Origin of the sequence: Streptococcus chenjunshii (assembly GCF_003086355.1) — a bacterium.
Classification (GTDB): domain Bacteria; phylum Bacillota; class Bacilli; order Lactobacillales; family Streptococcaceae; genus Streptococcus; species Streptococcus chenjunshii.
Genome location: NZ_CP031733.1, coordinates 491,060 through 513,945, shown reverse-complemented (window position 1 = coordinate 513,945; position 22,886 = coordinate 491,060). Strand labels below are relative to the sequence as shown.

23 protein-coding genes are annotated in these 22,886 nt (G+C 43.3%); all 23 read right to left on the bottom strand.

What is annotated here, in order from left to right:
* Positions 1-196: 196 nt before the first annotated feature.
* The gene (gene alr, locus DDV21_RS02675; RefSeq protein ID WP_116878108.1) at positions 197-1,306 is read right to left on the bottom strand and encodes an alanine racemase; all 1,110 of its coding nucleotides are present in this window, start codon (positions 1,304-1,306) and stop codon (positions 197-199) included.
* Positions 1,303-1,662 carry a holo-ACP synthase gene (acpS, locus tag DDV21_RS02670; protein ID WP_116878109.1) on the bottom strand — a complete coding sequence of 120 codons (360 nt, stop codon included), beginning with the start codon at positions 1,660-1,662 and terminating at the stop codon, positions 1,303-1,305. The genes alr and acpS overlap by 4 nt, the downstream gene beginning before the upstream one ends.
* A gap of 867 nt (positions 1,663-2,529) precedes the next feature.
* Positions 2,530-3,591 carry a 3-deoxy-7-phosphoheptulonate synthase gene (locus DDV21_RS02660; RefSeq protein ID WP_116878111.1) on the bottom strand — a complete coding sequence of 354 codons (1,062 nt, stop codon included), beginning with the start codon at positions 3,589-3,591 and terminating at the stop codon, positions 2,530-2,532.
* A gap of 1 nt (position 3,592) precedes the next feature.
* The gene (locus DDV21_RS02655; protein WP_116878112.1) at positions 3,593-4,624 is read right to left on the bottom strand and encodes a 3-deoxy-7-phosphoheptulonate synthase; all 1,032 of its coding nucleotides are present in this window, start codon (positions 4,622-4,624) and stop codon (positions 3,593-3,595) included.
* Between the two features lie 28 nt (positions 4,625-4,652).
* The gene (gene secA, locus DDV21_RS02650) at positions 4,653-7,184 is read right to left on the bottom strand and encodes a preprotein translocase subunit SecA (protein ID WP_116878113.1); all 2,532 of its coding nucleotides are present in this window, start codon (positions 7,182-7,184) and stop codon (positions 4,653-4,655) included.
* Between the two features lie 267 nt (positions 7,185-7,451).
* Positions 7,452-7,967 (bottom strand): hypothetical protein, encoded by a 516-nt coding sequence (locus DDV21_RS02645; RefSeq protein WP_117287763.1) that lies wholly within the window; start codon positions 7,965-7,967, stop codon positions 7,452-7,454.
* Positions 7,968-7,984: 17 nt separating this feature from the next.
* Entirely contained in the window at positions 7,985-8,278 is a 294-nt protein-coding gene (locus tag DDV21_RS02640) for a hypothetical protein (protein WP_116879187.1), read from the bottom strand.
* A gap of 62 nt (positions 8,279-8,340) precedes the next feature.
* Positions 8,341-9,726 (bottom strand): hypothetical protein, encoded by a 1,386-nt coding sequence (locus DDV21_RS02635; RefSeq protein ID WP_117287762.1) that lies wholly within the window; start codon positions 9,724-9,726, stop codon positions 8,341-8,343.
* The gene (locus DDV21_RS02630) at positions 9,714-10,337 is read right to left on the bottom strand and encodes a hypothetical protein (protein ID WP_116878673.1); all 624 of its coding nucleotides are present in this window, start codon (positions 10,335-10,337) and stop codon (positions 9,714-9,716) included. Before DDV21_RS02630 ends, DDV21_RS02635 begins: the two co-directional genes overlap by 13 nt.
* A 102-nt stretch (positions 10,338-10,439) precedes the next feature.
* Positions 10,440-10,664, bottom strand: a complete 225-nt coding sequence (locus DDV21_RS02625; RefSeq protein ID WP_116878674.1) for a hypothetical protein — start codon at positions 10,662-10,664, stop codon at positions 10,440-10,442.
* Positions 10,648-11,274 carry a hypothetical protein gene (locus DDV21_RS02620; protein ID WP_241964693.1) on the bottom strand — a complete coding sequence of 209 codons (627 nt, stop codon included), beginning with the start codon at positions 11,272-11,274 and terminating at the stop codon, positions 10,648-10,650. Before DDV21_RS02620 ends, DDV21_RS02625 begins: the two co-directional genes overlap by 17 nt.
* A gap of 325 nt (positions 11,275-11,599) precedes the next feature.
* Positions 11,600-12,751 carry a hypothetical protein gene (locus tag DDV21_RS02615; RefSeq protein ID WP_116878675.1) on the bottom strand — a complete coding sequence of 384 codons (1,152 nt, stop codon included), beginning with the start codon at positions 12,749-12,751 and terminating at the stop codon, positions 11,600-11,602.
* Between the two features lie 203 nt (positions 12,752-12,954).
* Entirely contained in the window at positions 12,955-14,079 is a 1,125-nt protein-coding gene (locus DDV21_RS02610) for a hypothetical protein (protein WP_116878676.1), read from the bottom strand.
* A 147-nt stretch (positions 14,080-14,226) separates the two neighbouring features.
* A complete protein-coding gene (locus tag DDV21_RS02605; protein WP_116878677.1) occupies positions 14,227-15,105 on the bottom strand; it encodes an SIR2 family NAD-dependent protein deacylase in 879 nt (292 codons plus the stop codon).
* Entirely contained in the window at positions 15,053-15,829 is a 777-nt protein-coding gene (locus DDV21_RS02600; protein WP_116878702.1) for a protein-ADP-ribose hydrolase, read from the bottom strand. Before DDV21_RS02600 ends, DDV21_RS02605 begins: the two co-directional genes overlap by 53 nt.
* A gap of 23 nt (positions 15,830-15,852) precedes the next feature.
* On the bottom strand, positions 15,853-16,467 hold the full coding sequence (locus DDV21_RS02595; RefSeq protein ID WP_116878703.1) for a hypothetical protein: 615 nt from the start codon (positions 16,465-16,467) through the stop codon (positions 15,853-15,855).
* Positions 16,468-16,538: 71 nt separating this feature from the next.
* Complete coding sequence (locus DDV21_RS02590; RefSeq protein ID WP_116878678.1) at positions 16,539-17,324, bottom strand: acetoin reductase; 786 nt, start codon at positions 17,322-17,324, stop codon at positions 16,539-16,541.
* Between the two features lie 32 nt (positions 17,325-17,356).
* Positions 17,357-17,710, bottom strand: a complete 354-nt coding sequence (locus DDV21_RS02585; protein WP_116878679.1) for a putative quinol monooxygenase — start codon at positions 17,708-17,710, stop codon at positions 17,357-17,359.
* 33 nt (positions 17,711-17,743) lie between these two features.
* A complete protein-coding gene (locus DDV21_RS02580) occupies positions 17,744-18,532 on the bottom strand; it encodes an SDR family NAD(P)-dependent oxidoreductase (protein ID WP_162886274.1) in 789 nt (262 codons plus the stop codon).
* Between the two features lie 14 nt (positions 18,533-18,546).
* Positions 18,547-19,455, bottom strand: a complete 909-nt coding sequence (locus tag DDV21_RS02575; protein WP_116878681.1) for a glycine betaine ABC transporter substrate-binding protein — start codon at positions 19,453-19,455, stop codon at positions 18,547-18,549.
* A 228-nt stretch (positions 19,456-19,683) separates the two neighbouring features.
* Complete coding sequence (locus DDV21_RS02570; RefSeq protein ID WP_116878682.1) at positions 19,684-20,160, bottom strand: pyridoxamine 5'-phosphate oxidase family protein; 477 nt, start codon at positions 20,158-20,160, stop codon at positions 19,684-19,686.
* Positions 20,151-22,025, bottom strand: coding sequence for a hypothetical protein (locus DDV21_RS02565; protein ID WP_116878683.1), 1,875 nt, complete (start codon positions 22,023-22,025; stop codon positions 20,151-20,153). Before DDV21_RS02565 ends, DDV21_RS02570 begins: the two co-directional genes overlap by 10 nt.
* Positions 22,026-22,128: 103 nt before the next feature.
* On the bottom strand, positions 22,129-22,881 hold the full coding sequence (locus DDV21_RS02560; RefSeq protein WP_116878684.1) for a ChbG/HpnK family deacetylase: 753 nt from the start codon (positions 22,879-22,881) through the stop codon (positions 22,129-22,131).
* Positions 22,882-22,886 lie beyond the last annotated feature (5 nt).

The following is a 22,886-nucleotide window of genomic DNA, read 5'->3' as shown; positions in this document are numbered from 1 at the left end:
CAGTTGAATTGGGAGGTCGCTATTCCTTGTGCAGCAAAGGATAGGAATTTCCAATCAACCGCTGCGCCAAACTCAGCTGTTTAAAAAGTAAAATGAGGCAGGACTTTTGTCCCAGCCTCGGTTTAGTCAAGCACTGTTCCTCACAGCTCAGCAATGCATATAAACCGCTGGCTGCAGCCCTTTTATCAAGGATTTATCACAAACCTAAGTACAGCCTAGGTATACGGCTGCTGAGTAAGCAAAGAATCTCATAGCTGATGGTGTCGCGTTTATGTGCGACATCTGTTGCAGAAATCTCTTTGTCTCCGTCAGAGCCAATTAAAGTGACCTTAGTCCCAAGCGGGTAGGGCTCTGACAGACGGATTGTCAGCTGATCCATTGAAATGCGTCCGACAATTTCACATTCCAAACCATCAACAAGCAGCGAAAATCCTTGTAAATCACGTGTCCAGCCATCAGCATAGCCGATTGGCACTGTTCCGATATACTGTTCTGCAGAAGCCGTGTAGCTGGCACCGTAACCGATGTCTGCCCCTTTTTCGACTTTCTTCACCTGAATCAAGGCAGATTCCAAAGAAAGAGCCGGTTTCAACGGATAAGGAAGAGGTAAAGCAGTTCCGCTCGGATTTAGACCATAAATGGCAATACCCAAACGCACCGCATTAAAAATCGTTTCTCCGTGCCACAGACTGGCAGCTGAATTGCTGGCATGAATCAAATTAGGCCGATTATCCAGCCGTTCCAATAAATTCTTAAAAAAAGCCAGCTGCTGCTGCAATTTAGAATCATCAGCCTCATCTGCTGTCGCAAAATGTGTAAAAATACCTTCGACCCTACTGCCTGATTTTTGCAGCTCTGCTAGTAACGTATTCGCTTCTTCAGCACTTCTGACACCGATGCGTCCCATACCTGAGTCGACCTTTACATGAACAGTTAGCCCCTGCATATCAACGCCTTGAGACCGGGCTAGTTCGAGCCAGTTCTGGCTGCTAACTGTCACAGTAAGAGCAGATTCTTTAGCCAGATCGACATCCTCCGGTGCTATGGGCCCTAAAATGAGGATATCGTTAGAAATACCGGACTGCCGAAGTTCCAGCGCTTCGTCTAAATTAGAAACAGCGAAAGCATCCACTGACCGGCTGATAAAATGGGCAGTTTTTACGGCTCCATGTCCGTAGGCATCCGCCTTAACAACCGCATAGGTTTTAGTGTCTCGAGGAATATGCTGCTGAATAGTCCGAACATTATCAGCAATAGCCTGCAAATTAATAATTGCTCTTGTTGGACGATGTACACTGGGAATCATTTTTCTGCCTCCAAAATAACACTGGCCTGAACAAAATTGCCGCTGTGGCTCAATGAGACGAAACTCCTGCCTGCAAAAGGAGAACGTGTCACAACGGGAGCTCCCTTAGCATTGGCCAAAATCTCTATATCGCGAAAACCCACAGCTCCGATGCCCGTGCCTAAAGCTTTGGAAAAGGCCTCCTTAGCCGCCCAGCGCCCAGCCAGATACTCCATCTGCCTCTTAGGGGCAGCTAAAGATTGAAAAACAGCCAGCTCCTCTTCTGTCAGTATCCGCTGAGCAAATCGATTATTTTTTTGATAAGCCGCAGCAACCGCATCTATAGCCTGCAAATCAATACCATGCCCTACTATCATGACTCCCCCTTTACACAAGATACAAAGGCCGTTTAAAAATCCGTATGAAAATAGGGAAGGACGAGCGATGACCTGCATCGCGACGGACTTCATCTTTTTCACTAGGATTTTAGGCCGTGTTCAATTCATCAAGATACAAAGGCCATCAAAAACGCAAAAGGAAAATAGGAGACTGACCGCTGAGTCATTAAAGACTCAGTCTATCTTTTTCCCGCAGCGTTTAGGCCGTGTTCAATTCATCAAGATACAAAGGTCGTCAAAAACGCAAAAGGAAAATAGGAGACTGACCGCTGAGTCATTAAAGACTCAGTCTATCTTTTTCCCGCAGCGTTTAGGCCGTGTTCAATTCACCAAGATACAAAGGCCGCAAAGAAATCCGTATGAAAAGACGGTAAGCCAGAAATCTGTGATTTCACAGGCAGCACCTCTGCCAGGATGACTAGAAGGGTGCGGTCGGCTGTTAAGACGACAAAGCCTTCAGTCAGCTACGGCTGACGGTAAGCCAGAAATCTATGATTTCACAGGCAGCACCTCTGCCAGGATGACTAGAAGGGTGCGGTCGGCTGCTAAGACGACAAAGCCTTCAGTCAGCTACGGCTGACGGTAAGCCAGAAATCTGTGATTTCACAGGCAGCACCTCTGCCAGGATGACTAGAAGGGTGCGGTCGGCTGTTAAGACGACAAAGCCTTCAGTCAGCTACGGCTGACGGTAAGCCTTGTAACAGAACCTCAAATGACAGGTTCTCTCACTCTCCCATTTTCAAATTCGGGCTGCCTGTATACTCCCGCAGCGTTTAGCCGTATTTTCCAAAAAAGAAATGAGAGCAGACAGAAAAATCATTTTTCAGCCTCTCTCCTCTTTTTATATTATGACGTGAAAATCAAATCTTCATAAGAATCGATATCTAAGAACCTATATATTTCACGGATCAGTTTTTCTGTTTTTTCCCAGCCGAGACAGGGGTCAGTAATAGACTGACCGTACTTTTCCGGCTTATCCTGTCTGCCGTCTTCCAGATAGGATTCGATCATAAAACCGCGGACATAGTGTTTAATTTTTTCATTCCAGTCGCGGTTAACGAGCGTCTGACGGACAATCCGAATCTGCTCAAGATAGTCTTTCCCTGAATTATCATGATTGGTGTCAATCATAAGAAAAGGATTTTTCAGTCCCATTTTTTCGTATTGGTTAATCGCCTTCAGCAAATCCTCATAAGCATAATTAGGCCTGCTTTCACCCTCAGCGGTCACTGCACCGCGCAGAATAGCATGTGCTAAAGAGTTGCCATCTGTCTCCACCTCGGCATCGTGAAAAATAAAATTTTGCTGATTCTGTGCAGCGTAGATGGCATTAAACATAACAGTAAGATTGCCTGAGGTAGGATTCTTCATTCCTGTAGGTGCATCTAAACCCGAGGCAACGAAACGGTGCTCCTGATCTTCAACAGAACGGGCGCCAATAGCGTGATATGAAACCAGATCATCTAAAAAAGATAGGTTAGCAGGATAAAGCATTTCATCGGCTGTTGTCAAACCAGTCTCAGCGATCACGCGGTAGTGCAGGCGCCTAACCGCCGCAATCCCGTCCATCAAACGGGGTGCCGCCTCAGCATCAGGCTGGTGAATCATTCCTTTATAGCCATCACCGTTGGTACGCGGCTTTGAGGTATAAACGCGCATAACGATAAACAGTTTATCCTTCACTTCATCCTGCAACTTCGCCAATCGCTGGGCATAATCAAGCACAGCTGATTCATTATCAGATGAACAAGGTCCGACTACCAAGAGCAGGCGTCTGTCTTCCCCCTTAATAATGGCAGCCAGTTCCCGATCGCGAGCCAGCTTATTATCAAGAAAACGGCCTTCCAATTTAGACAGTGTTTTTATCTGTGCAACAGAAAGAGCCGCACTTTTCTGATGAATTCCCATGTTATTTCCCTAATGTATGATAGATTTCGCGAACCAGTTCTTCGGTCTTCTCCCAGCCAAGACAGGGGTCAGTAATAGACTGGCCGTACTTTTCCGGCTTATCCTGTCTGCCATCTTCCAGATAGGATTCAATCATAAAGCCGCGGACATAGCGTTTAATTTTTTCACTCCAGTCACGATTGATAAGCGTCTGCCGTACGATTCGAATCTGCTCAAGATAGTTCTTACCTGAATTATCATGGTTCGTATCAATCATGATAAAAGGGTTCTCAAGCGCCATTTTTTCGTACTGGTCAATTGTGTCCAAAAGATTATCATAATAGTAGTTGGGGATATTTTTGCCATATTCATTGGTCCCCCCGCGCAAAATGGCATGAGCCATAGTGTTACCCGATGTCTCCACCTCTTCACCGTTAAAGAGGAAATTCTGCCGCGCCTGCGCTGCATAAATACCATTAAACATAACAGTGAGATTGCCGGATGTCGGATTTTTCATGCCGGTCGGCACATCAATCCCCGAAGCAACAAAGCGGTGCTGCTGATTTTCAACAGAACGGGCACCTACAGCAATATAAGAAACTAAATCGTCAACTAAAGGAAGATTTTCCGGATAAAGCATCTCATCAGCAGTAGTTAGTCCGGTTTCTTCAATAACACGGTAGTGGAGTTTGCGAACCGCCTTTATCCCATTAATTAAATGAGGGGTCCCTTTAGCATTGGGCTGATGAACAAGACCCTTATAACCATCGCCGTTAGTACGGGGTTTAGCTGTGTAGACGCGCATAATCATAAATATCCGGTCTTTAACTTCTTCCTGAAGCTGGGCTAATCGGCCGGCATATTCAAGAACAGCAGCCTCATCATCAGATGAACAAGGACCGATAACCAAAAGGATACGATCATCTTCACCTCTGATAATAGCATTCAGCTGCCGGTCGCGTTCTTTTTTCTTAGTAAGAGCAGTCCCATCTAAGGTTGTACTGTTTTTGATTTCTGTCAGATTAATTTTTTCGTTTGTTGATTTAAATGACATGCTTTCTCCTGAAATTTAATCAATAGTCTTATAAGCGCCTGCGTCCATGGCAGTTTTTAAATTTCTTGCCGGAACCGCATGGACAAGGATCATTGCGCTTAACTTTAGAAAAATCAATCCCTTCAGCCTGTTTTTCTGCAGCTGGCTGAGCACTGATATTCCTTGCGGCCACTGTTCTGGCCGGACGTGCCGTGCGCTCACGTTCCTGTGCATGAATCTGTGCTTTCATCATTGTGCGTGTCACATCAAATTCAATGGCGCCAATCATATCCTGAAACATCCTGAAACCTTCAGACTGGTACTCAACAACAGGGTTGTTTTGGGCATAACCGCGAAGCCCGACAGCATTGCGCAGCTGATCAAGTGCATCAATATGGTCTGTCCATTTATTGTCCACTACCATCAAAATCAGGACTTTTTGGAATTCAATAACGGCTTCTTTATCACGAAGTTTACCAATCTGGCGATCATAGACGGCCAATGCACGCTGATACAGATCATCTTTCAGCTCACTGTCTTTTCGTCCTTCTAAATCAGAGCGTTTAATGGATTCTTCGGGCACCAGATTGGTTCTGGCAAAGTTCAGGATGGCTTCCAAGGCATCGTCCCGATCAGTACTGCGGCTATGGGAATCAACAGTCCGGGCAATCGTCCGTTTAATCATGGCTTTAATTTCCGGACCTAAATCTCTGGAAGCTGTAATGACATCGCGGCGTTCCGCATAAATGATTTCCCGCTGTTCCCGCATCACATCATCGTACTGCAGGACCTGCTTACGTGTATCATAGTTGTTGCCTTCCACACGTTTCTGGGCAGATTCAACCTGGCGGGTCAGCATGCCCGACTTGATAACCGTCTCTTCATCATCCATGTTTAAACGCTCAAGGAAAACCTTGATACGGTCTGAGCCAAAACGGCGCATCAAATCATCTTCAAGCGAGAGATAAAACTGTGACTCACCCGGATCACCCTGCCGGCCTGAACGCCCGCGCAGCTGATTATCAATCCGGCGGCTTTCGTGACGCTCGGTCCCAATAACGCAAAGCCCGCCAAGTTCACGCACTCCTTCGCCCAATTTGATATCCGTTCCGCGTCCGGCCATGTTAGTCGCAATCGTCACCGCACCGCGCTGTCCGGCATTCATAATAATCTGAGCTTCTTTAAAGTGATTTTTAGCGTTGAGCACTTCATGCGGCACTCCTGCCTTCACCAGCATTTTAGAAATCAGTTCCGATGTTTCAACTGCCACTGTTCCCAGCAGAACAGGCTGGCCTTTATCATAACGCCTCTTAACATCAGCAACAACAGCCCTAAATTTAGCATTCAGGGTAGGATAGAGCAAATCGGCATTATCAAGACGTGCAATGGGGCGGTTGGTCGGAATCGGAATGATACGCATATTGTAAACTTCACGAAATTCTTCTTCCTCGGTCTTAGCCGTCCCTGTCATACCGGCCAGTTTTTTATACATGCGGAACATATTCTGATAGGTAATTGAAGCACTGGTTTTGGATTCTTCCTGAATTTTAACACTTTCCTTTGCCTCAATTGCCTGGTGAAGACCATCAGAAAAACGGCGGCCTTCCATTGTCCGTCCGGTAAACTGGTCAACGATAAGGATTTCCTGATTTTCGCTGACGACATAATCAATGTCTAAAAGCATAATATAATTCGCCCGCAGAGCATTGTCAATAAAATGAGTCAGCGCAACATTATCAAGGTCATACAGATTTTCCAGATGAAAATATTTTTCAGCCTTATCAATTCCTGAGTCGGTTAAGCCGATTGTTTTTGTCGGAACATCGATAACATAGTCAGCCTCATTTAACGTTTTGACAAAACGGTCTGCCCGAATATAGAGCTGATTGGTTTCTGAACTGACTGCCCCGGAAACAATTAAAGGTGTCCGGGCCTCATCAATTAAAACAGAATCAACCTCATCCACAAGGGCAAAATTTAAAGAACGCTGAACCATATCTTCCTGACGGACGACCATGTTGTCACGAAGGTAATCAAATCCGACCTCAGAGTTCGTTGAATAAGTAATATCACAATTATAGGCTTCGCGTTTTTCAGCAGCTGATTTGGCCGCCAGATTAATCCCGACAGACAGTCCCAGCCAGCTGTAAATTTCACCCATTTCAGTCGCATCGCGGGTCGAAAGGTATTCATTGACAGTGATAACGTGAACCCCTTCACCGGCAAGCGCGTTGAGGTATACCGGCATAGTGGCTGTCAGAGTTTTCCCTTCACCGGTCCGCATCTCTGAAACGTCCCCATTATGAAGGACTATCCCGCCAAGAATTTGAACATGATAAGGATAAAGCCCCAATACGCGTTTGGCAGCTTCACGGACAACAGCAAAGGCTTCAGGCAAAAGATCCTCCAGACTTTCCCCATTCTGGTACCGCTCTTTAAATTCCGGTGTCTTAGCCTGTAAGTCTGCATCAGCCATGTTGGCCATTTCATCAGCATAACTTTCAACTCTTTTTGCTATTTTTTCTAATCTTCTTAATTCGCCTTTGTCATTTTCAATGACTTTACGTAGAATATTTGCCATCCTATTTCCTTTCGAAAGTCTTATCGTTTTATTTTATCACAAAACAGAAGTCAGTTCAAGAATGGCCGTGCTTTTTACATATGAGAAAAATGAGAATTATCTCATCTTTTAACGTCATCTTTTTCTGCAGATCCTGATTTAAAGAAAGTTTGCTGTCCTGCCTATCCGTAATGTGCCAGAACAGCCCGATTTAAGTAACAGAATTTCTCAAATAATATAAAACATGGCCAAAAAGAAAAAGCAGCCGGAACTGCTCTTCTTCTGTTCTTATTTCTCAAAGGAAACGCCGCATTGCTGACAAGACTTTCGCCCCGTAACAGAATCAAGAGCCGCCTCCCACTCATAACGGCACTCCTTACACCGGAAACGCCCCTTGCTCTTGTCGGATTGAAGGCCCAGAAAACTCACATGAGCAATGCTGAGATCTAAGCGCCGCTTGAGCATACTTAAAGACTCCTCCTGCCGGCGCTCCTTCTTCTGCTGCTCCTGCAGCTCCTCTACCGCCTGATTGTAGCTCTTGTTCTCCTCTGACCTAGCCTCCTCCAACTCATTTTCTTTCTGACGAATCTTGGCCAGCAGCTTATCCCGCTCATCTTCCAATGCCCATATCGCCTGACTGAGAGAAGCCCCCGGCAAGTCCCGGCAAAAATAACACAGCTCCTCATTTAATGTCTCCGTTTGCTTAGTCGCCTCCTGCTGCAGGTCCCAGCAGCGCCATGCCGCTTCGTCTATGGCTTTGACCCGCCCCAAATGCTCCTGGGTCAATTGTTCTTCTTTATCCATCAATTCTTTCTCCTCTTCTAAGCCCGTATCAGGCCGCTAAAGTCTGACTGCGGCCATTCGGCCAAATAAGCCGCCGCACTGTCGGCTGCCTGACCCGTAAAACAATCCGCCAGCTCTCCGGCTAGCGTCCCCTGCACTAAAGTCTGCAGGTCAGAAGCTTTCGTCTCTAACCGGCTCTGCAAATCTGCCGCCTTGGCCGACCAATCACCTTGTTTTGCCGCCAAAGCTGCCTGAATTGCCAAACGCTCCTGCTCTTTCCTTGTCTCCTTAACCGATTGGGCGAGCGCATCTAAATCATCTGTCACTTTCATAACATCCCCTTTTATCCATGAATCTCTTTATGTGTGCAAAGTCTGCTAAACCTCTGCCTGCTTTACTGGCTGCCGGCTGAAAACAAAGCGGCCCCTTCCTGATCGGCCGCTATTAAGTTATCTGCCGCCGCATCCAGCTTGTCCGCAAAAGCCATCAATCTGTTTTGGTAGGCATCAGCTTCTGCCAGGTTTTTAGCCTCTGCCTGACTGTCCCATAAGTTCTCCATGGTATAAGGACTCAGCAGGTCGGCCACTTCACTCTCCGACAGCTCTTTAGCCATAGCATACATCGCCTGATGCGTAGACGTAATATCAGCTTGCAGATTTTCTTTCGCCTGAGCAATCTCATCTTTAACAGCCTGAACTTTAAGCTCAGCTTGCAGCCGGGCTTTTTGTGCCACAACCCGCAGAAGCTCCTCACGCAGACTGATTCTCTTCGACCCTGTCGCTGTTTTCAGCTGGCTTCTCAACTCCTTAACCGTCTTCTTGTAAGAGCTCAGAAGCTCGGCCTTGGTCGGTTCAACCGCAAAGTCACCGTATGTCTTGACATATTCCAGCAGATAAGTGCGATAATCTGTACTGTCAAACCAAGTATCAGGATCTTTGATATCCAGCCCCTTAGCTTGCTTGGCTTTCATTCTGGCCACCTTAATCACCTGTTCTCTGGTCATGCCGGAGACAAACTGACCGTGCTTGACATACCAGTCTATGTCAAGACCATTTCCTTTGATACGCGGAAAAGCGGTATCGTGGTCGGAAATCCAATCGCCGGTGCCTTCAACAATATATTTCTTGCCATAAGGAATATCCCCGTGGCTTTTCCCGTCCAGATAGGTCACATCTCTGGTCGAGTCCATATAGATGGTCGCATGTTTATCCAGCCAAGTCTTCTCCTCAGCGGTAATGCCTTTAGGATTATCCTTGGAGTAGAGGGAACTGCTGGCACCCCAGTCCATGAAGTTGGTGATTTTAGGCACCTGATGTTGGGCAGCTACCTTGGCGACCGCGGGGCCGGACTGGCTAAAGCCGGACATGTTGGAAATGCTCCCGCCACCATAGTCTTTTTCCAGTTTGGCAACTGTGCTGTCATAAAAATCGGAGATGTCATCTACCTGCGGGGTTAGCCCGCTTCTAGCTTCGATCACATTTTTAGTGGAATTCCAGGCCTCCTCTCCAAAACCTTCTTTCCCAATCAGCTGGGTGCCGGCCACTACGATAGCTGTTTGGCTGTAGTCCGTTACTTTATTATTAATAGGAGCTACAGCTAGTGCTTCAGTTGTTCCATTTATTTTATTTACAATTTCATAGGTTTGCGTCTCAACAATGTTTCCAGAAGAATCTGTTATATCCACATCAAAAGTATCACCAACAGTTTGGTTTTCGTTATTGGCAACAGATTTAGTCTTTTGCTGTATCCTTTGGATTTCTTGGTCTGTTAGGGTTGCCATTTCCAATATTCTCCCTTCTTAATCTCCAGATTATAATCTATTTTGCAACTAGGACTGCCTTTTAATTTTTTTTCCACTCCTTTTAATTGTCCGTCTTCTATCAAAGCAAGTATATTCTCATCAATTTTTTGGCTGTCTCTCAACTGTGCTTCTGTTGGCAAATGCTGATATTGTTGTACCTCTACCATTTTGCCATTCCTACCTGCCAGTTCAATAATTTCACCCCCATTTCCGTCAAAGTCCAACATGATTCCCTCCAGAATGCCATATCCAGCATAACTATGATGGCCAATGGTTCCACCTAATATAGCTTTATTTCCTTCTTCATCATAAACCACAGGCACAACATTCACTGTTCGCATCGTAAAACGTCCGTCGCCATCTACAAAGATAGGTGAGAATTCAATTTTACTAATCCCAGAATAATTTTCTTTTATGTAGAGCGCCGTTTGTTCTTCCAGCAGCTGAAAACCGTGCTGGTAAAGCTGTTCAACTTTTTTCTTTTCCATATAACGATTGTACCCCCAAATTCCTATGATGGCGATGAGAACTGCAGCCAGCAGTCCCCAGAACATCTTTGCCGGTCTGCTTAAACCTTTCTTTTTAGCCATACCCTGCTCCTTGTTCCCTGTAGATAACCTCGGCGATTCGTTTTAATTGTTGTTAGTATAGCATAGTAACACTGAAAAAACAAGTGACATTTGCCATCATTTTTAGGTCCCTGCCACAACGATAGCGGTTTGACTGTAGTCCGGATTATCGCCCTTGATATTGTCCACCGGAACAACGGCCAGAGCCTGAGTGGTCTCATCTACGCTGTTAACCACTTGGTAGTACTCGGCTTTCCCAGGAATTTGAAATATTTCACCTTCATTAAATGAAGTATAATCCTTCACAACATCCTGCAAATTCTGTATTTTTTTATCTGTCAGTGTCATATTTGAGTATCCCCTTCTTAAATGTCACATTGTAACGGATCTCAGCCGACGGACTGCCTTGAGCCGACTTTTCAATCCCTTTCAATTCTCCAATGTCTATCAAGGCTTGAATATTATTATCAATATTCTCATTTTCTGTCCATTTCGTTGCTTCCGGCAAACTTTGACCGTAGGCCACTTCGACATAATAGTCTTTCCCGCTGGCCAGTTCAATTATTTCTGTACCATAAATATCCCAGTCTATTCGTAAATAATTGAGAATCCCATAGCTGGGATGTCCAAAATGGTCTATTTTTCCGCCAAATTGTGCTTTATTCCCATGCTCATCGTACAGGATTGGCACCACTTCAGCCGTTCGCATCGTAAAGCGCCCATCACCGTCTATATAAATCGGTGAAAACTCGATTTTACGGACACCGGAATAATTCTCTTTAATGTACGTGGCAATTTGTTCCTCCAGCAGCTGAAAACCGTGCTGGTAAAGCTGTTCAACTTTTTTCTTTTCCATATAACGATTATACCCCCAAATCCCTGTGATGGCGATGAGAACTGCAGCCAGCAGTCCCCAAAACATCTTTGCCGGTCTGCTTAAACCTTTCTTTTTAGCCATAGCCTGCTCCCTTATCTTTTTATTCGTTTTAATTGTTGATAGTATAGCACAGTGATACCGAAAAAACCAGCTGCAAAAGTGATAAGATTTTAGACAGGACGAAAAACGGATCACTAAGCATGCTGAGAAGGCATGCACATGAAAGAAAAGACAAAAGAGCCGGGAAAACCCGGCTCTGCAGTTTACAGATAAAAATTGTCTTAGTGAGTCATAAGCAATGGCTATGCCATGAGCCTGCTGTTAGAAATCTTTTTCCAGCAGAGCAAAAGAGGTTTCTCCTTACACGCCACTGAATGTTGACTTTGTATTTTAACCTCAAAGCGGATCACTCCTTAGCATATTTATGTGTTAAGTAGTAAACCCCATCCTTTTCTTTAAAGTCAAGATTAATGTAGGGCAAGTAGCCTTCAGCGGCAGAATAATCAAGATAAGTCACACTCAGCTGTTTTTCAAATCCTTCACCGTCCCCAAAGTTGACGATTCTTTGATCCGATAAACGCGGATCTCCAAACTGCTTTTGAATATCCGTCCACTTACTGCCTACTGTTAAGTCCGAGTTGGGTTCTTCAGGGGCTTCCTGCAGGGCATCAAAATCAGACTGCGTCCAGTTCGCCCGATAATCTTTCTTTATCGCAACAGTATTTGAAAGACCTTCTGCTGTTGCTTTGTCCAGACTATAAATCCCGTCTTTTCTAACAAAACGCAGCTCAACTTCCTTTAAAGAACTGTAATCTCCATTGAAATAAGTCAAGGTCAAAAAGTCACCGTTCATGCGGCCTTCCGTTGCTTTGCCGTAAGTTTTGAGAATAGTCTTAATTCTAGTCCCTCTATCGCTGCCATGAATGGAATAAACTTTCAAGGACAGAAAGTCAGACTCGGTCCAGTCAAACTGATAATCTCCGTCAATATAGTCATTAATGTCTGTACTGTCTTCTTTGGTATCGTCACTGTCCTCGTCTTTTTTGTCCTTATCTTTTTTCGCTTCAGTTTTTTTGCTTTTACCTTTATCACTCTGACTGACAGTGGTTTGAGGGCTCTTGTTATTTACGTTTGTGTAGACTGTCACCCCCAGATTGGCTGCAAAAACAAGTGCAGCTGTTGCAACAGCAATAACAGTCAGGATTTTCTTGCTTTGCTTCCAATTGACAATGAGCAGAATCACGGCAAAAATCAATCCTAAAAGAGCTAATATGGTAAACACAATCTTCCAAGGTGTCAGCAGGGCCAGAAGCAGGGAAAAACCTGAAACTGCCAGAGAAATCATCGGCCAAACTTTCTTTTCATTCGTTTCTCTATCAGAACTGACAGGCGCTGACTGCTGAGCCTGCTCTGCGGAATTTTCCTGAGCAGCTCCTGCGATTTCGATAATCTTGCCCGGATCAAAACCGGTCTCTTTTGCCTTCATCAATTCCTGCGGACTGGGCTTGCGGCCGACTATCGTTTCAAATAAACTGGCCCACTCTTCTTTTGTTGCCATAAAATCTCCCTCCCTTAATTTAATCACCCTTATTTTACCATATTTTCAGAAGGATAAACCTGTCCGTTCTTTCCAGCAGCTAAATGTCATAAAAACAGCACCTCTAAAGTCAGACAAGAAATCTAACTTTAGAGGTACTGTTCAAATCCCGGCTTTTTCATGTAAACCGTTAAGCTGTTTAAGCATTTATGTCAAAAAATGACCTAATATCCACTAGCGTATTTGTGTGTCAAATAATAAGTGCCGTCTTCTTCTTTAAAACCAAGGCTGACATAGGATAAATAGTCCTCAGAAGAGGAATAGTCACTATAGGTAACATCCAAGCTTTTCTCAAAGCCATCACCATAGCCGTAATTAGAAATACTTTCTACAGCTGACTCAGGGTTACCAAATTTCTTTTGAATATCTGCCCACTTGCTGCCTGCTGTCAAATCTGAATCAGAGGCTTCTTTTAAAGCATCAAAGTCAGACTGTTTCCAAGTTGACTTATAGTTTGAATCTGTCTTAACATTATCTGTAAGACTATAGGCATGAGCGGAGGTCAGTGTATAGACTCCATCTCTTCGGCTGAACGTCAGATCAACCGTTTTAGAATCATTGCCATCTTTGTAAGTCAGATACAGACTGTTATCGCTGATTCGAGCATCACTTGCTTTGCCGTAGGTTTTAAGAATATCTTTGACCTTGTCTCCGCTTTTATCTGACGAAACAGAATAGACATTTAAAGAAGTAAACTCAGACTCAGTCCAGTCGAATTGATAATCTTTGTCAATATAGTCATTGATATCCGTGCTGTCTTCTCCATCATCATCGAGGTCATCCTCGTCGGCATCTTTATCACGATTAGGCTCCTCGGTAACAGTCTTAAACCAATCACCATTGAAAGTCGTGTAAGCTGTCACGCCCAGACTAAACACAAAGGCAAGCGCAGCGGCCGCAAAAGCAATAACAGTCAGGATTTTCTTACTTTTCTTCCAATTGACAATCAGCAGGATCATGGCAAAAATCAATCCTAAAAGAGCCAATATGGTGAACGCAATCTTCCAGGGAGTCAGCAGAGCCAAAAGCAGGGAAAGGCCTGAAACAACAAAGGAAACAATCGGTAAAACGATATTTTCCTTAGCCTTCTTATCATCTGCAGCCGAGGTTTTATTTACTGCAGCAGTATTTTGAGGCTGCGCTGCAGCATCCACCCGCTCAGCGCTTGAAATTTCGATAATTTTACTTGGATCAAAACCGGTTTCTTTTGCCTTCATAAACTCCTGCGGACTGGGCTTGCGGCCGACAACCGTCTCAAATAAGCTGGTCCACTCTTCTTTTGTTGCCATAAGATCTCCTCCAATTTTTAATTACTCCTATTTTATCATAATTTCTAAATCAGTGGTCTTATGTTGTCACTTTTTCTGATGAGATTTAATAAAAACAGCTTTTTTAAAGCGGGTCAAACACCCTGGGCAAAGGCAAGAGTGTGACAGTTACTGCAGCAATAAAGCTAATAGCATTTCTCCGATATCGCCCGTCAGCTGTAGGATTTGTTTATTGATTTCATCAGGGTACTGAAAAGAGATTTGGTTAACTGTCAGAAATACAGCTTTTTTATTCGCTGCCGTCAATTTCAAAAAGGGGTATTTGATAATAGCTGGAGTGTTCATACCAACACCTAATTCCAAATAAACAATTCTCTTATCAATATTTGCTTCCAGCCATGTTCCATAACCTTGCTTAGCTTTTTCCCAGCCGGCATCTTCGACAAAACGGTTATCTGAACGCAGATTGACGGTCATTACAGCACCGCATTTGGGACAGTAAGGAATCAAATCGCTAGGAACAGCCATGTTTTCCTGCTTATCAAGCATCTCAAGAATGACGGCCCTATTATCATATGTTTTTTGGTGGCAGGGAACTGAGCATTGAAATAACCCGTAATCCCCTTGGGTATAAAAAAGCTTCTTTTTATTAAAACCTGCTTTTTGGACCTGGTGATCAACATTGGTGGTTAAAATGAAATAATTTTTATCTCTAAGTAACTCTAATAGATTAAGATAAGGTTCTCCAGCATCAGCAGCAAAGCGATTATAGTAAATATGGCGGCTCCACCAAGCCCAGTATTCTTCTTGACTGGCAAAGGGATAAAAACCGCCGGAATACATATCTGAGATACCATATTTTTCCTTAAAATCTGAGAAATAACGAGTAAAACGCTCCCCTGAGTAAGTCAAGCCTGCAGATTCGGACATACCGGCACCGATTCCGACTAAAACGGCTTCTGCTTCCTGTAAAAGATGACGGGCCGTTCTAATATTATGGTTGGAGTATTTTTTGGTAGATTTCTTCATCCTTTTCTTTAAAAACATTGAACACCACTTTCATTTGACTTTTACTTTCCTGTAAAAATTGTTTGACCGCCGACACGGCAATCTGTGCAGCTTCTTCATTAGGAAAATGAAACGCACCCGTTGAAATACAGCAGAATGCAATACTGTTTAAATGGTGCTGTTCTGCCATTATCAGGCATGAATGGTAGCAGGAACGTAAATCATCCCGCTCGGTATCTGTAAGATCTTGTGTCACGATTGGTCCCACTGTATGGATAACATAGCGGCTGGGCAGGTTATAAGCAGGCGTTATTTTCGCTTTTCCCGTTTTCTCTAAATGCCCCTGTACCTTCATCAGCTTATCACAAGCCTGCCGCAGCTGAATGCCTGCAAAGGTATGAATGGCATTGTCAATACAGGCATGGTTAGGCAGAAAACAGCCCAGCATTTGACTATTAGCTGCATTGACAACAGCATCTGTTTTGAGCCGTGTGATATCTCCGCGCCAGAGGTAAAGCTGAGGCTGAAGAGGAGAAAGATCCCCAATTGAGATTATCCCTCCTCTCAGTAATTCTGTCTGCAAATAGCTGTCCTGAACAGCTAAAAATTCGGAAGAAACAGCCTGAGGCGGTCTGACATTTAAAAGGGCCCGAAGGAGAGTTTTTTGCGCTTCGCTACTGTCAGGAATCTCAATAGCACTGTAAGCTCTGTTTTCTTTTAATAAATAATGGATTAAAAACAGACGTTTTTCTGCCTGCTGCATCTTTTTCCCCATAAAAAATCCTTTTATAATGATGAAAGAGAGGTGATTTTTACATTTTTAAAAAAACCTTCTGTCCCTATATCAACCCAAAGAGCAATCTGCCCTCTGCTGTCTCCGTGCTTAAGATCATTGACAATCAGAACCGGCTGTTTTTGGTGATGCAGGTAAAGCTGTGCTTTTTCTCCTTGAACAGTTATTTTCAAATGGATCCATTTGTCTAACTCCATATCTGCATAAGCTTCGTATTCCCCAGGATGCGACTCTCTTGAATGCATATATTTAAAATGAGGATAGGAAAAATATTGTGTTGCACGGTTTCGGCGCAGCTGAACCTTTGCTCTGCCATTGGTTGGCCGGATATAGAAAGCCTCAAAGGCTGAATCGTCAGCGGCAATTCTAAAAGCTATCCCAATAAAACCACGGGCATGGTCTGGTGCGTCAGGTAACAGACGGCTAAGGACATCAGCTTCAATCGTCCCATCATGGAAGTCACTGTCTAACATTTTGGCATAGGTGGGTTCATCATCTTCCATGATGGCCTTATCTTTAACAACACGAACAACAGGCTCATGATTACATTTAACCAAAGAATACGTGCTGCCGACTGCTTGTATATTGTTTTCTTCAAATCTGACCATTGTATTTTCCTTTCTTTTTTGACTGAGATACAAAGAAATATGCTCAATCTGCTCTGTTCGCAATATTTCCTTTAATGAAACTGCATGCCGCCGTCAATTTCGAGTGTTTGACCGGTCATATAGTCGGAGTCTGATCCTGCTAAAAAAGCCACTCCTGCTGCCACATCTTCCGGCTCTGACAAACGTCCCAGAGTAATATTTTGACTAAATTGCTGCAGAGCCCATTCTTCATCTTGATTATTAGCTTGGGCAATATCATTGACTGCAGATAAAAGCATTGGGGTCTTGACCGTCCCCGGAGCATAGGCATTCACTGTAATCCCTTTTGCAGCCAAATCTTTGGCGGCAACCTGCGTTAGACCGCGCACAGCGAATTTAGAACCGCTGTAAAGAAAGGCGCCAGCATTGCCGACCACACCGCCTTGTGAGCTGGCATTGATAATCTTGCCGATGATTTCTGTCCCTTGTCGCTCTTTCTTTTCAAATTGTTCTAAGGCAGCCTGCGTTCCCCAAACAATACTTGCTACATTAATGCGGAAAATTTGATCAAAATCTTCTGCTGTCACAGTTTCAATCGGTGTACCCGGAGCGATACCTGCATTATTAACCAGCACATCAAATCTTCCCAATCTTTCAGCAGCTGTCCTGACTGCTGAAAAGAAGCTGGCACGGTCTGAGACATCAGTTTGAACCGCTAATGCCTGACCGCCAAGCGACTTAATAGTTTCAGCAACCGCCTCAGCTTTTTGGAGATTCAAATCAGCAATGACAACCGTAAATCCGTCTTTAGCTAAGCGTTTCGAGATAGCCTCACCAATCCCTTGCGCACCTCCTGTTACCATAACTGTTTTAGCCATCTTTTTTCGTCCCTTTCTACTTTCTAAGCCCTTTATTTGACAAAACCATCGATCGTTTCTCGGTAAACTGCCTCAAAACCATCGAGAACAGTTTTCACCTCGGTATTTGGACGTCCATAGACCGTGCAGGCCGTTACCTCAACAAGATCCATATAATCTTTTGCAAAATGCTGTGTGAAGTCGGCCAGATGTATCTTAGCAGCTTCGTTATCACGATAGTGTTCAATTGTATGGACCGTATTTCCTTTGATTGACCAGTGATAAGTGAGCGCACCTTCTTCTTCACGCGTATGATCAACCATTTTCTTAATCAGTTCTCTTAAGGATGATAGGTCTTTTTCATCAACTTTAGCTTCTACTAAATACATAATACTATTTTCTTTCATACAATACCTTTCCTACTATATCTGTTATTTCTATTAGTTCATTGCAGCTCCACCATCAACATTAATGGCTTGCCCGGTGATATGGTCAGCCAAGTCAGAAGCTAAAAACAGAGCCGTATACGCAATATCTTCCGGCTTCTGATCGCCTCTTTTAAGAGGGATAAAATGTTTCAAGCTTGTTCTCCAAGCTTCTTCTCTGTCTTGCTCGGCTTGGGCATAACTGTCTAAAATTTTTTCCCACATTTGTGAGCGGATAATACCGGGACAAATAGCATTAACATTGATATTATAATCAGCTCCAGCATACGCTCCTGCCTGTGTCAAATAAATGATCCCCGCTTTAGTCATACCATAATGAGAAAACCCTTCTGGTAAAGCATGGCGTCCTGCAAATGATGAGGTATTAATAATTTTACCCTTATCATATTTCCTCATTCGTTTAATTCCCGCTTGCATTCCATTATTTGCTCCAAGCAAATTGATATTAAACAATTTCTGAATATCTTCTTGGCTAGTTTCTAAAAAAGAATCCAGAGTCACTATCCCTGCATTGTTAATAATAATATCCAATCGGCCCGTTTCTTTTTCTGCTTTTTCTAAAACAGCATCAACCGATTCATAATCTGAAACATCACAGGACACGGCTACAGCTTTATAGCCTTGGTCAACAATATCTTGGGCTAAAATCTGCGCATTTTCAAGCATAATATCTGCCACATAAACCGTTGCCTGAGCTTCAGCAAAAACTTGGGCCATCGCTTGGCCGATTCCCCGCCCTGCACCGAAAATAACAGCAGTTTGTTTATCTAATAAAATTTCCATTATATATTCCCCCCTCATTTGATACTATTATAAAACTCCTTTGCAACATCAGCATACTCTTTTCCTTCGACATCAACTTGAGCATTAAGTTTTGTGACGGTTTCAGTAGCTAAACTCGCTGAGATCTTATTTAAAATCTCCTCTATCTCAGGATAATCCTCTAAAAGATCATCTCGAACTACTGGTGCTAAGTTATATGGCGGCCAAACATGTTTATCATCCTCTAAAATAAGGAACTTATCCGTCTCTGCCAGCTGGCCTTCAGTTGTATAAGCAGGCGTCACGTCTGCCTCATTATTCTCAAGGACCTGATATTTCAAACTGTTGTCATAAATTTGTGAAGACTGCCAATTAAATTTTCCGTAGACTTTTTCAAGCGCTGGCAGACCGTCCTCACGCTCCTCGTATTCACCCTGTGAAGCCATACGAATATTTCCGGCATTTTCTTGCAAGTCTGAAATAGTCTTGATATTGTATTTATCAGCTGTTTCTTTGCGAATAGCCAGTCCGGCACTGTCATTAGCCTCTGCATAATCCAGCCAAGTTAGCTGAAACTGTTTCTTATACTGTCTCTTTACGGTTTCGTACACTTTTTCAGGGTCTGTTTCCAGTCCTTCTCCCAAAATAGTCAATAATCCTGTCCCCGTATATTCAGGATAAAGATCAATCTCATCATTAAGAATTGTCTCATGGATAAGCGAACTTGAAATATTAGCGACACGTTCAACCTTATAGCCCTCGTCCTCCAGCGCCAGAGCATAGATTTCAGCCACAACCAGATTTTCTGTGAAATCTTTAGACCCTATTCTGATAACTGTCTCACTTTGAGAAGTCCGGACTGACTGTCTAAACCAAATCAACCCTCCGCCAATCACTCCAGCGATAAGCAGCAAAAGCCCTAAAATACGTTTCTTTCCTTTCATTTTTTCCTCCACCAAGATACAAAGGCCGTGAAAAACGCAATGGGAAAATAGACGGTAAGCCAGAAATCTTTGATTTCTCAGGCAGCTCCCTCTGCCAAGATGACTAGAAGGGTGCGGTCAGCTGTCAAGACGACAAAGCCTTCAGTCAGATACGGCTGGCCAAAACTTAAGTCAGCACTAGAACCGCACATGTTTCTTTTTCCCGCAGCGTTTAGGCGTGTTTAGTTTTTAAACATCATATTTGTTCTTTAAAAGATAGCGTTTGGCTGGCAAATTCGGCGAAAAGGACTGAAATTCCGCCCAAACTTCAGTCAGATAGTAAGCGATAACCTTATCAGGCTGGTCACTAAATTGTGAGGTTAACACTGGACTGGATTCAAAACAGCGCTCAATAATCCGCCTGTCTTTCGTAAAGTTTACCTTGCCACCCAGACGCAGGTAAGTCATCGTTTCCTGCTCGCCGATACAAAGCTGCAAATAGGGATGTGTCTGCATTTCTCTATATGAACTGTAGAAGGTCACAGTATCAAAATACAAGACACCGCCTTCCTCAAATTTAAATTCTAGCGGACGAATCTGCGGATGGCCGTCAAGCCCTAGAGTTGTTCCGTATTGTAAAGGAAAACGTTCAAATATCTTAGTCACTACGGCCAGTCCGTCATCAAAATCCAGTGATGCAAAGAATTCCAAATGCGTCATCGCCATTCACTCACCTCCCATAGAGCCATTTCATCAGCAATCAATTTCGAATAGTAGCCTAAATCAAGTTTCTCTGCAGATAAAGCGTCTATCGGTTCTATACGCAGTCGGCTGTTAGCCACTTCTTTTAAAGGTGTATCCGACTTGATGCCGTATTTTTTTAAAAAGGCTGCTTCTTGACTGACTGCTTTTTTACTGACATACAGCCGCCTGTAAGTCCATGCTTCCTTACTTTGTGATATAAAACAGGCTTTCGCAGACAAAATTTCCTGACAGCAAGCATTTTTAAACACAAATTGCCGGCGGTTCTTTAAAGGGTACAAAGGAAGCATAAAATATTCTTTGATACGTTCTAAAGACTCTTTTTGGATAAAATCCGCCAAATAAGCTGAAATCATAGAGACATCAAATTCTCCCAGTTCAATAATCATTCGGCGCAAAACAGCATCCACAATCGGCGGCGCATCCAAATTAGTTATCACATCAGCCCCCTCATAATGATTGAATGACGCTCCTCTAAAAACCTGTTTTTGATCCCGGGTATCAAAGTAGGTATAATTATTAGTATCCTTGATAAATAAATTGTCAACAATACGATAATCAAAGTAGCTATCTAAGGTTTGCAGATGCTGCTCGAGTCGTTTTTGGTTCAAATGGTGCGTCTCTAAAAAAATTACTTCGTTATTAAGGCTGATCGGAGACATGCCCTCCTCAACTAATGTTGTCAAAAGACCAATCAAAAGGAGGTTATGGGTTATACGCATACTGTAAGCATAATGCGGAGTATGCAAATGATGGTCAAAAGAAGTATCCATACTCCCTTGAATCGGATACAGAAGCCGGTTCAAAGCCTGACGCTTATCAGGTTCGTTCCGCCATTTTGTCAAAACTTTAGATAATTGCTGTTGAAAATAGGCATCTTTTACCGTGTGCAGCAAGATGTTGGTCTGAATATGCGTCAAATCCAGACGAATAGCATGGTCAAAATACTTGGCTTTGACCTGACCGGTCCAGTTTTTTTCAGGCTTAAATCCCTTGATTTGAAAACCTATAGGTGCTGAAGCGCCCGACGAAATAACAAAATCTCCCAACTGGGTAAGAGCACCATTTTTACCAAACCGTCTTCTGATAGCCTGTTTAGGATGGCTGCTCTGATAAGTATGATAAAGCTGTTCAAGATTGCCTTTTAGAAAGTAGGTAAAGGGTAAATATTTCTGCGGTATAAAAACTGAGTCAGCATCTTGCAGCTTTCTCTGCGTATAAAATGATTCCGTCAGTTGAGCATCGGTTGTTGTCAGATTAACAGGAATCGAAAACTGTCCCGAAAATTCTTGCAGCAGATAGTTCTTTTGCTGGAAAACCTTTTGAAATGCCTTTGTTTGAAAGATTAATTCTAAGTGCATCAGATAGTCTTTGATTGTCCCAGCAGGGCGTAGCTGTGCCTGAATTTCTAAACGGTCAAAACTGTTATGGTAGATTCGGCCATCAAAGGTCTCAATATCTAACATAAGTGGATGGGCCAGTAATTCTAAGTAAAAAGAATAAAAGTCTGTATCTATATCAGCCAGTACATTTCTTAATCGCTGACTGGGAGATCCTGTCAATTCTTCAAGTACTTTGACCTTTTGACTAATATTTTTAGCTGTCAATCCCTTAGATATTAAAGTACCAACTACTGTAAGTATTGGCTTTTCTATATGGGCACCGCGGTAAGAAATTTTATAGTAAGTTTGGTTTTCCAGCAGCCAAGTGAGTTTTTCTCTGAATATCTCATAGTCAGCAGTTAAGCTAAATACAGAGTACTGCCCTTCAGACCAAAAATGTAACTGAAGAGCCTCCTCGGCAGTCAGACTATAATAAATAAACTTCATGACGCTCCTCTTACTACAGGTGGTTTGTTATATTTTAAAATAAGAAGGAAAAATAGTCAAATATTTTTACTAATATAAATGAACCGATTCTTTTACATTCAGCTCACAGATCTCTGTAATCTATTAAGCTGATTTCCTGCTGAATCAGCCAGTTTTTAACATCCGGATCAGTCAGAAGGTCAACCTCTTGTGTCCGAGGAAAAGTTAGACTGGAATGCGACAAAATAAAAGTATCCAGATAACCCGGATGAAAAACTGCTAACTGTACCACTTCCTCATCGGCCTTTGCCACCATACGTTTTAGCATATCAAAAGGATTGTAATCTGGCGCCATTGATTCCATATTGAACTGGACCTGTGACTGACCTATCCTAAGGGGAGATCCTCCCATAGAAAAACCAGAATACTTCAAATGGTATTTATCTGCCACATGCTCCAAACCTTTAAAGAAATTGTCTGAAGCTACCGCATGCCCTTCAAAATAATCCGGCTGCCGGCCGAAAAGTTCCAGAAAACGATGATACTGCGCTTCAATTTCCGAGACCACTTCCTCAAAGACAACAAAGTCTTCCTTAGCAGAACGGTATACTTTCGATGATTTAAACTCACCATTCTCATCAACCAAACTTGGAATAAGTTCAGGATTCGTTAAAGGCTTACCAGTACAAATATTAGTATGTACGCCAAGAGCCAGATAACAGTCTTTGATTAAACCAACACCATGCTGGGTAGCCGGCATATTAACCATCACTCCCAGACTGCGGATAAGACCGTCTTTGATGGTTTTTTCGATTCCATAATTAACCGCCTCAGAATAACCGAGATCATCTGCACGTAACAGTAATTTTTTTGGCATAAGCT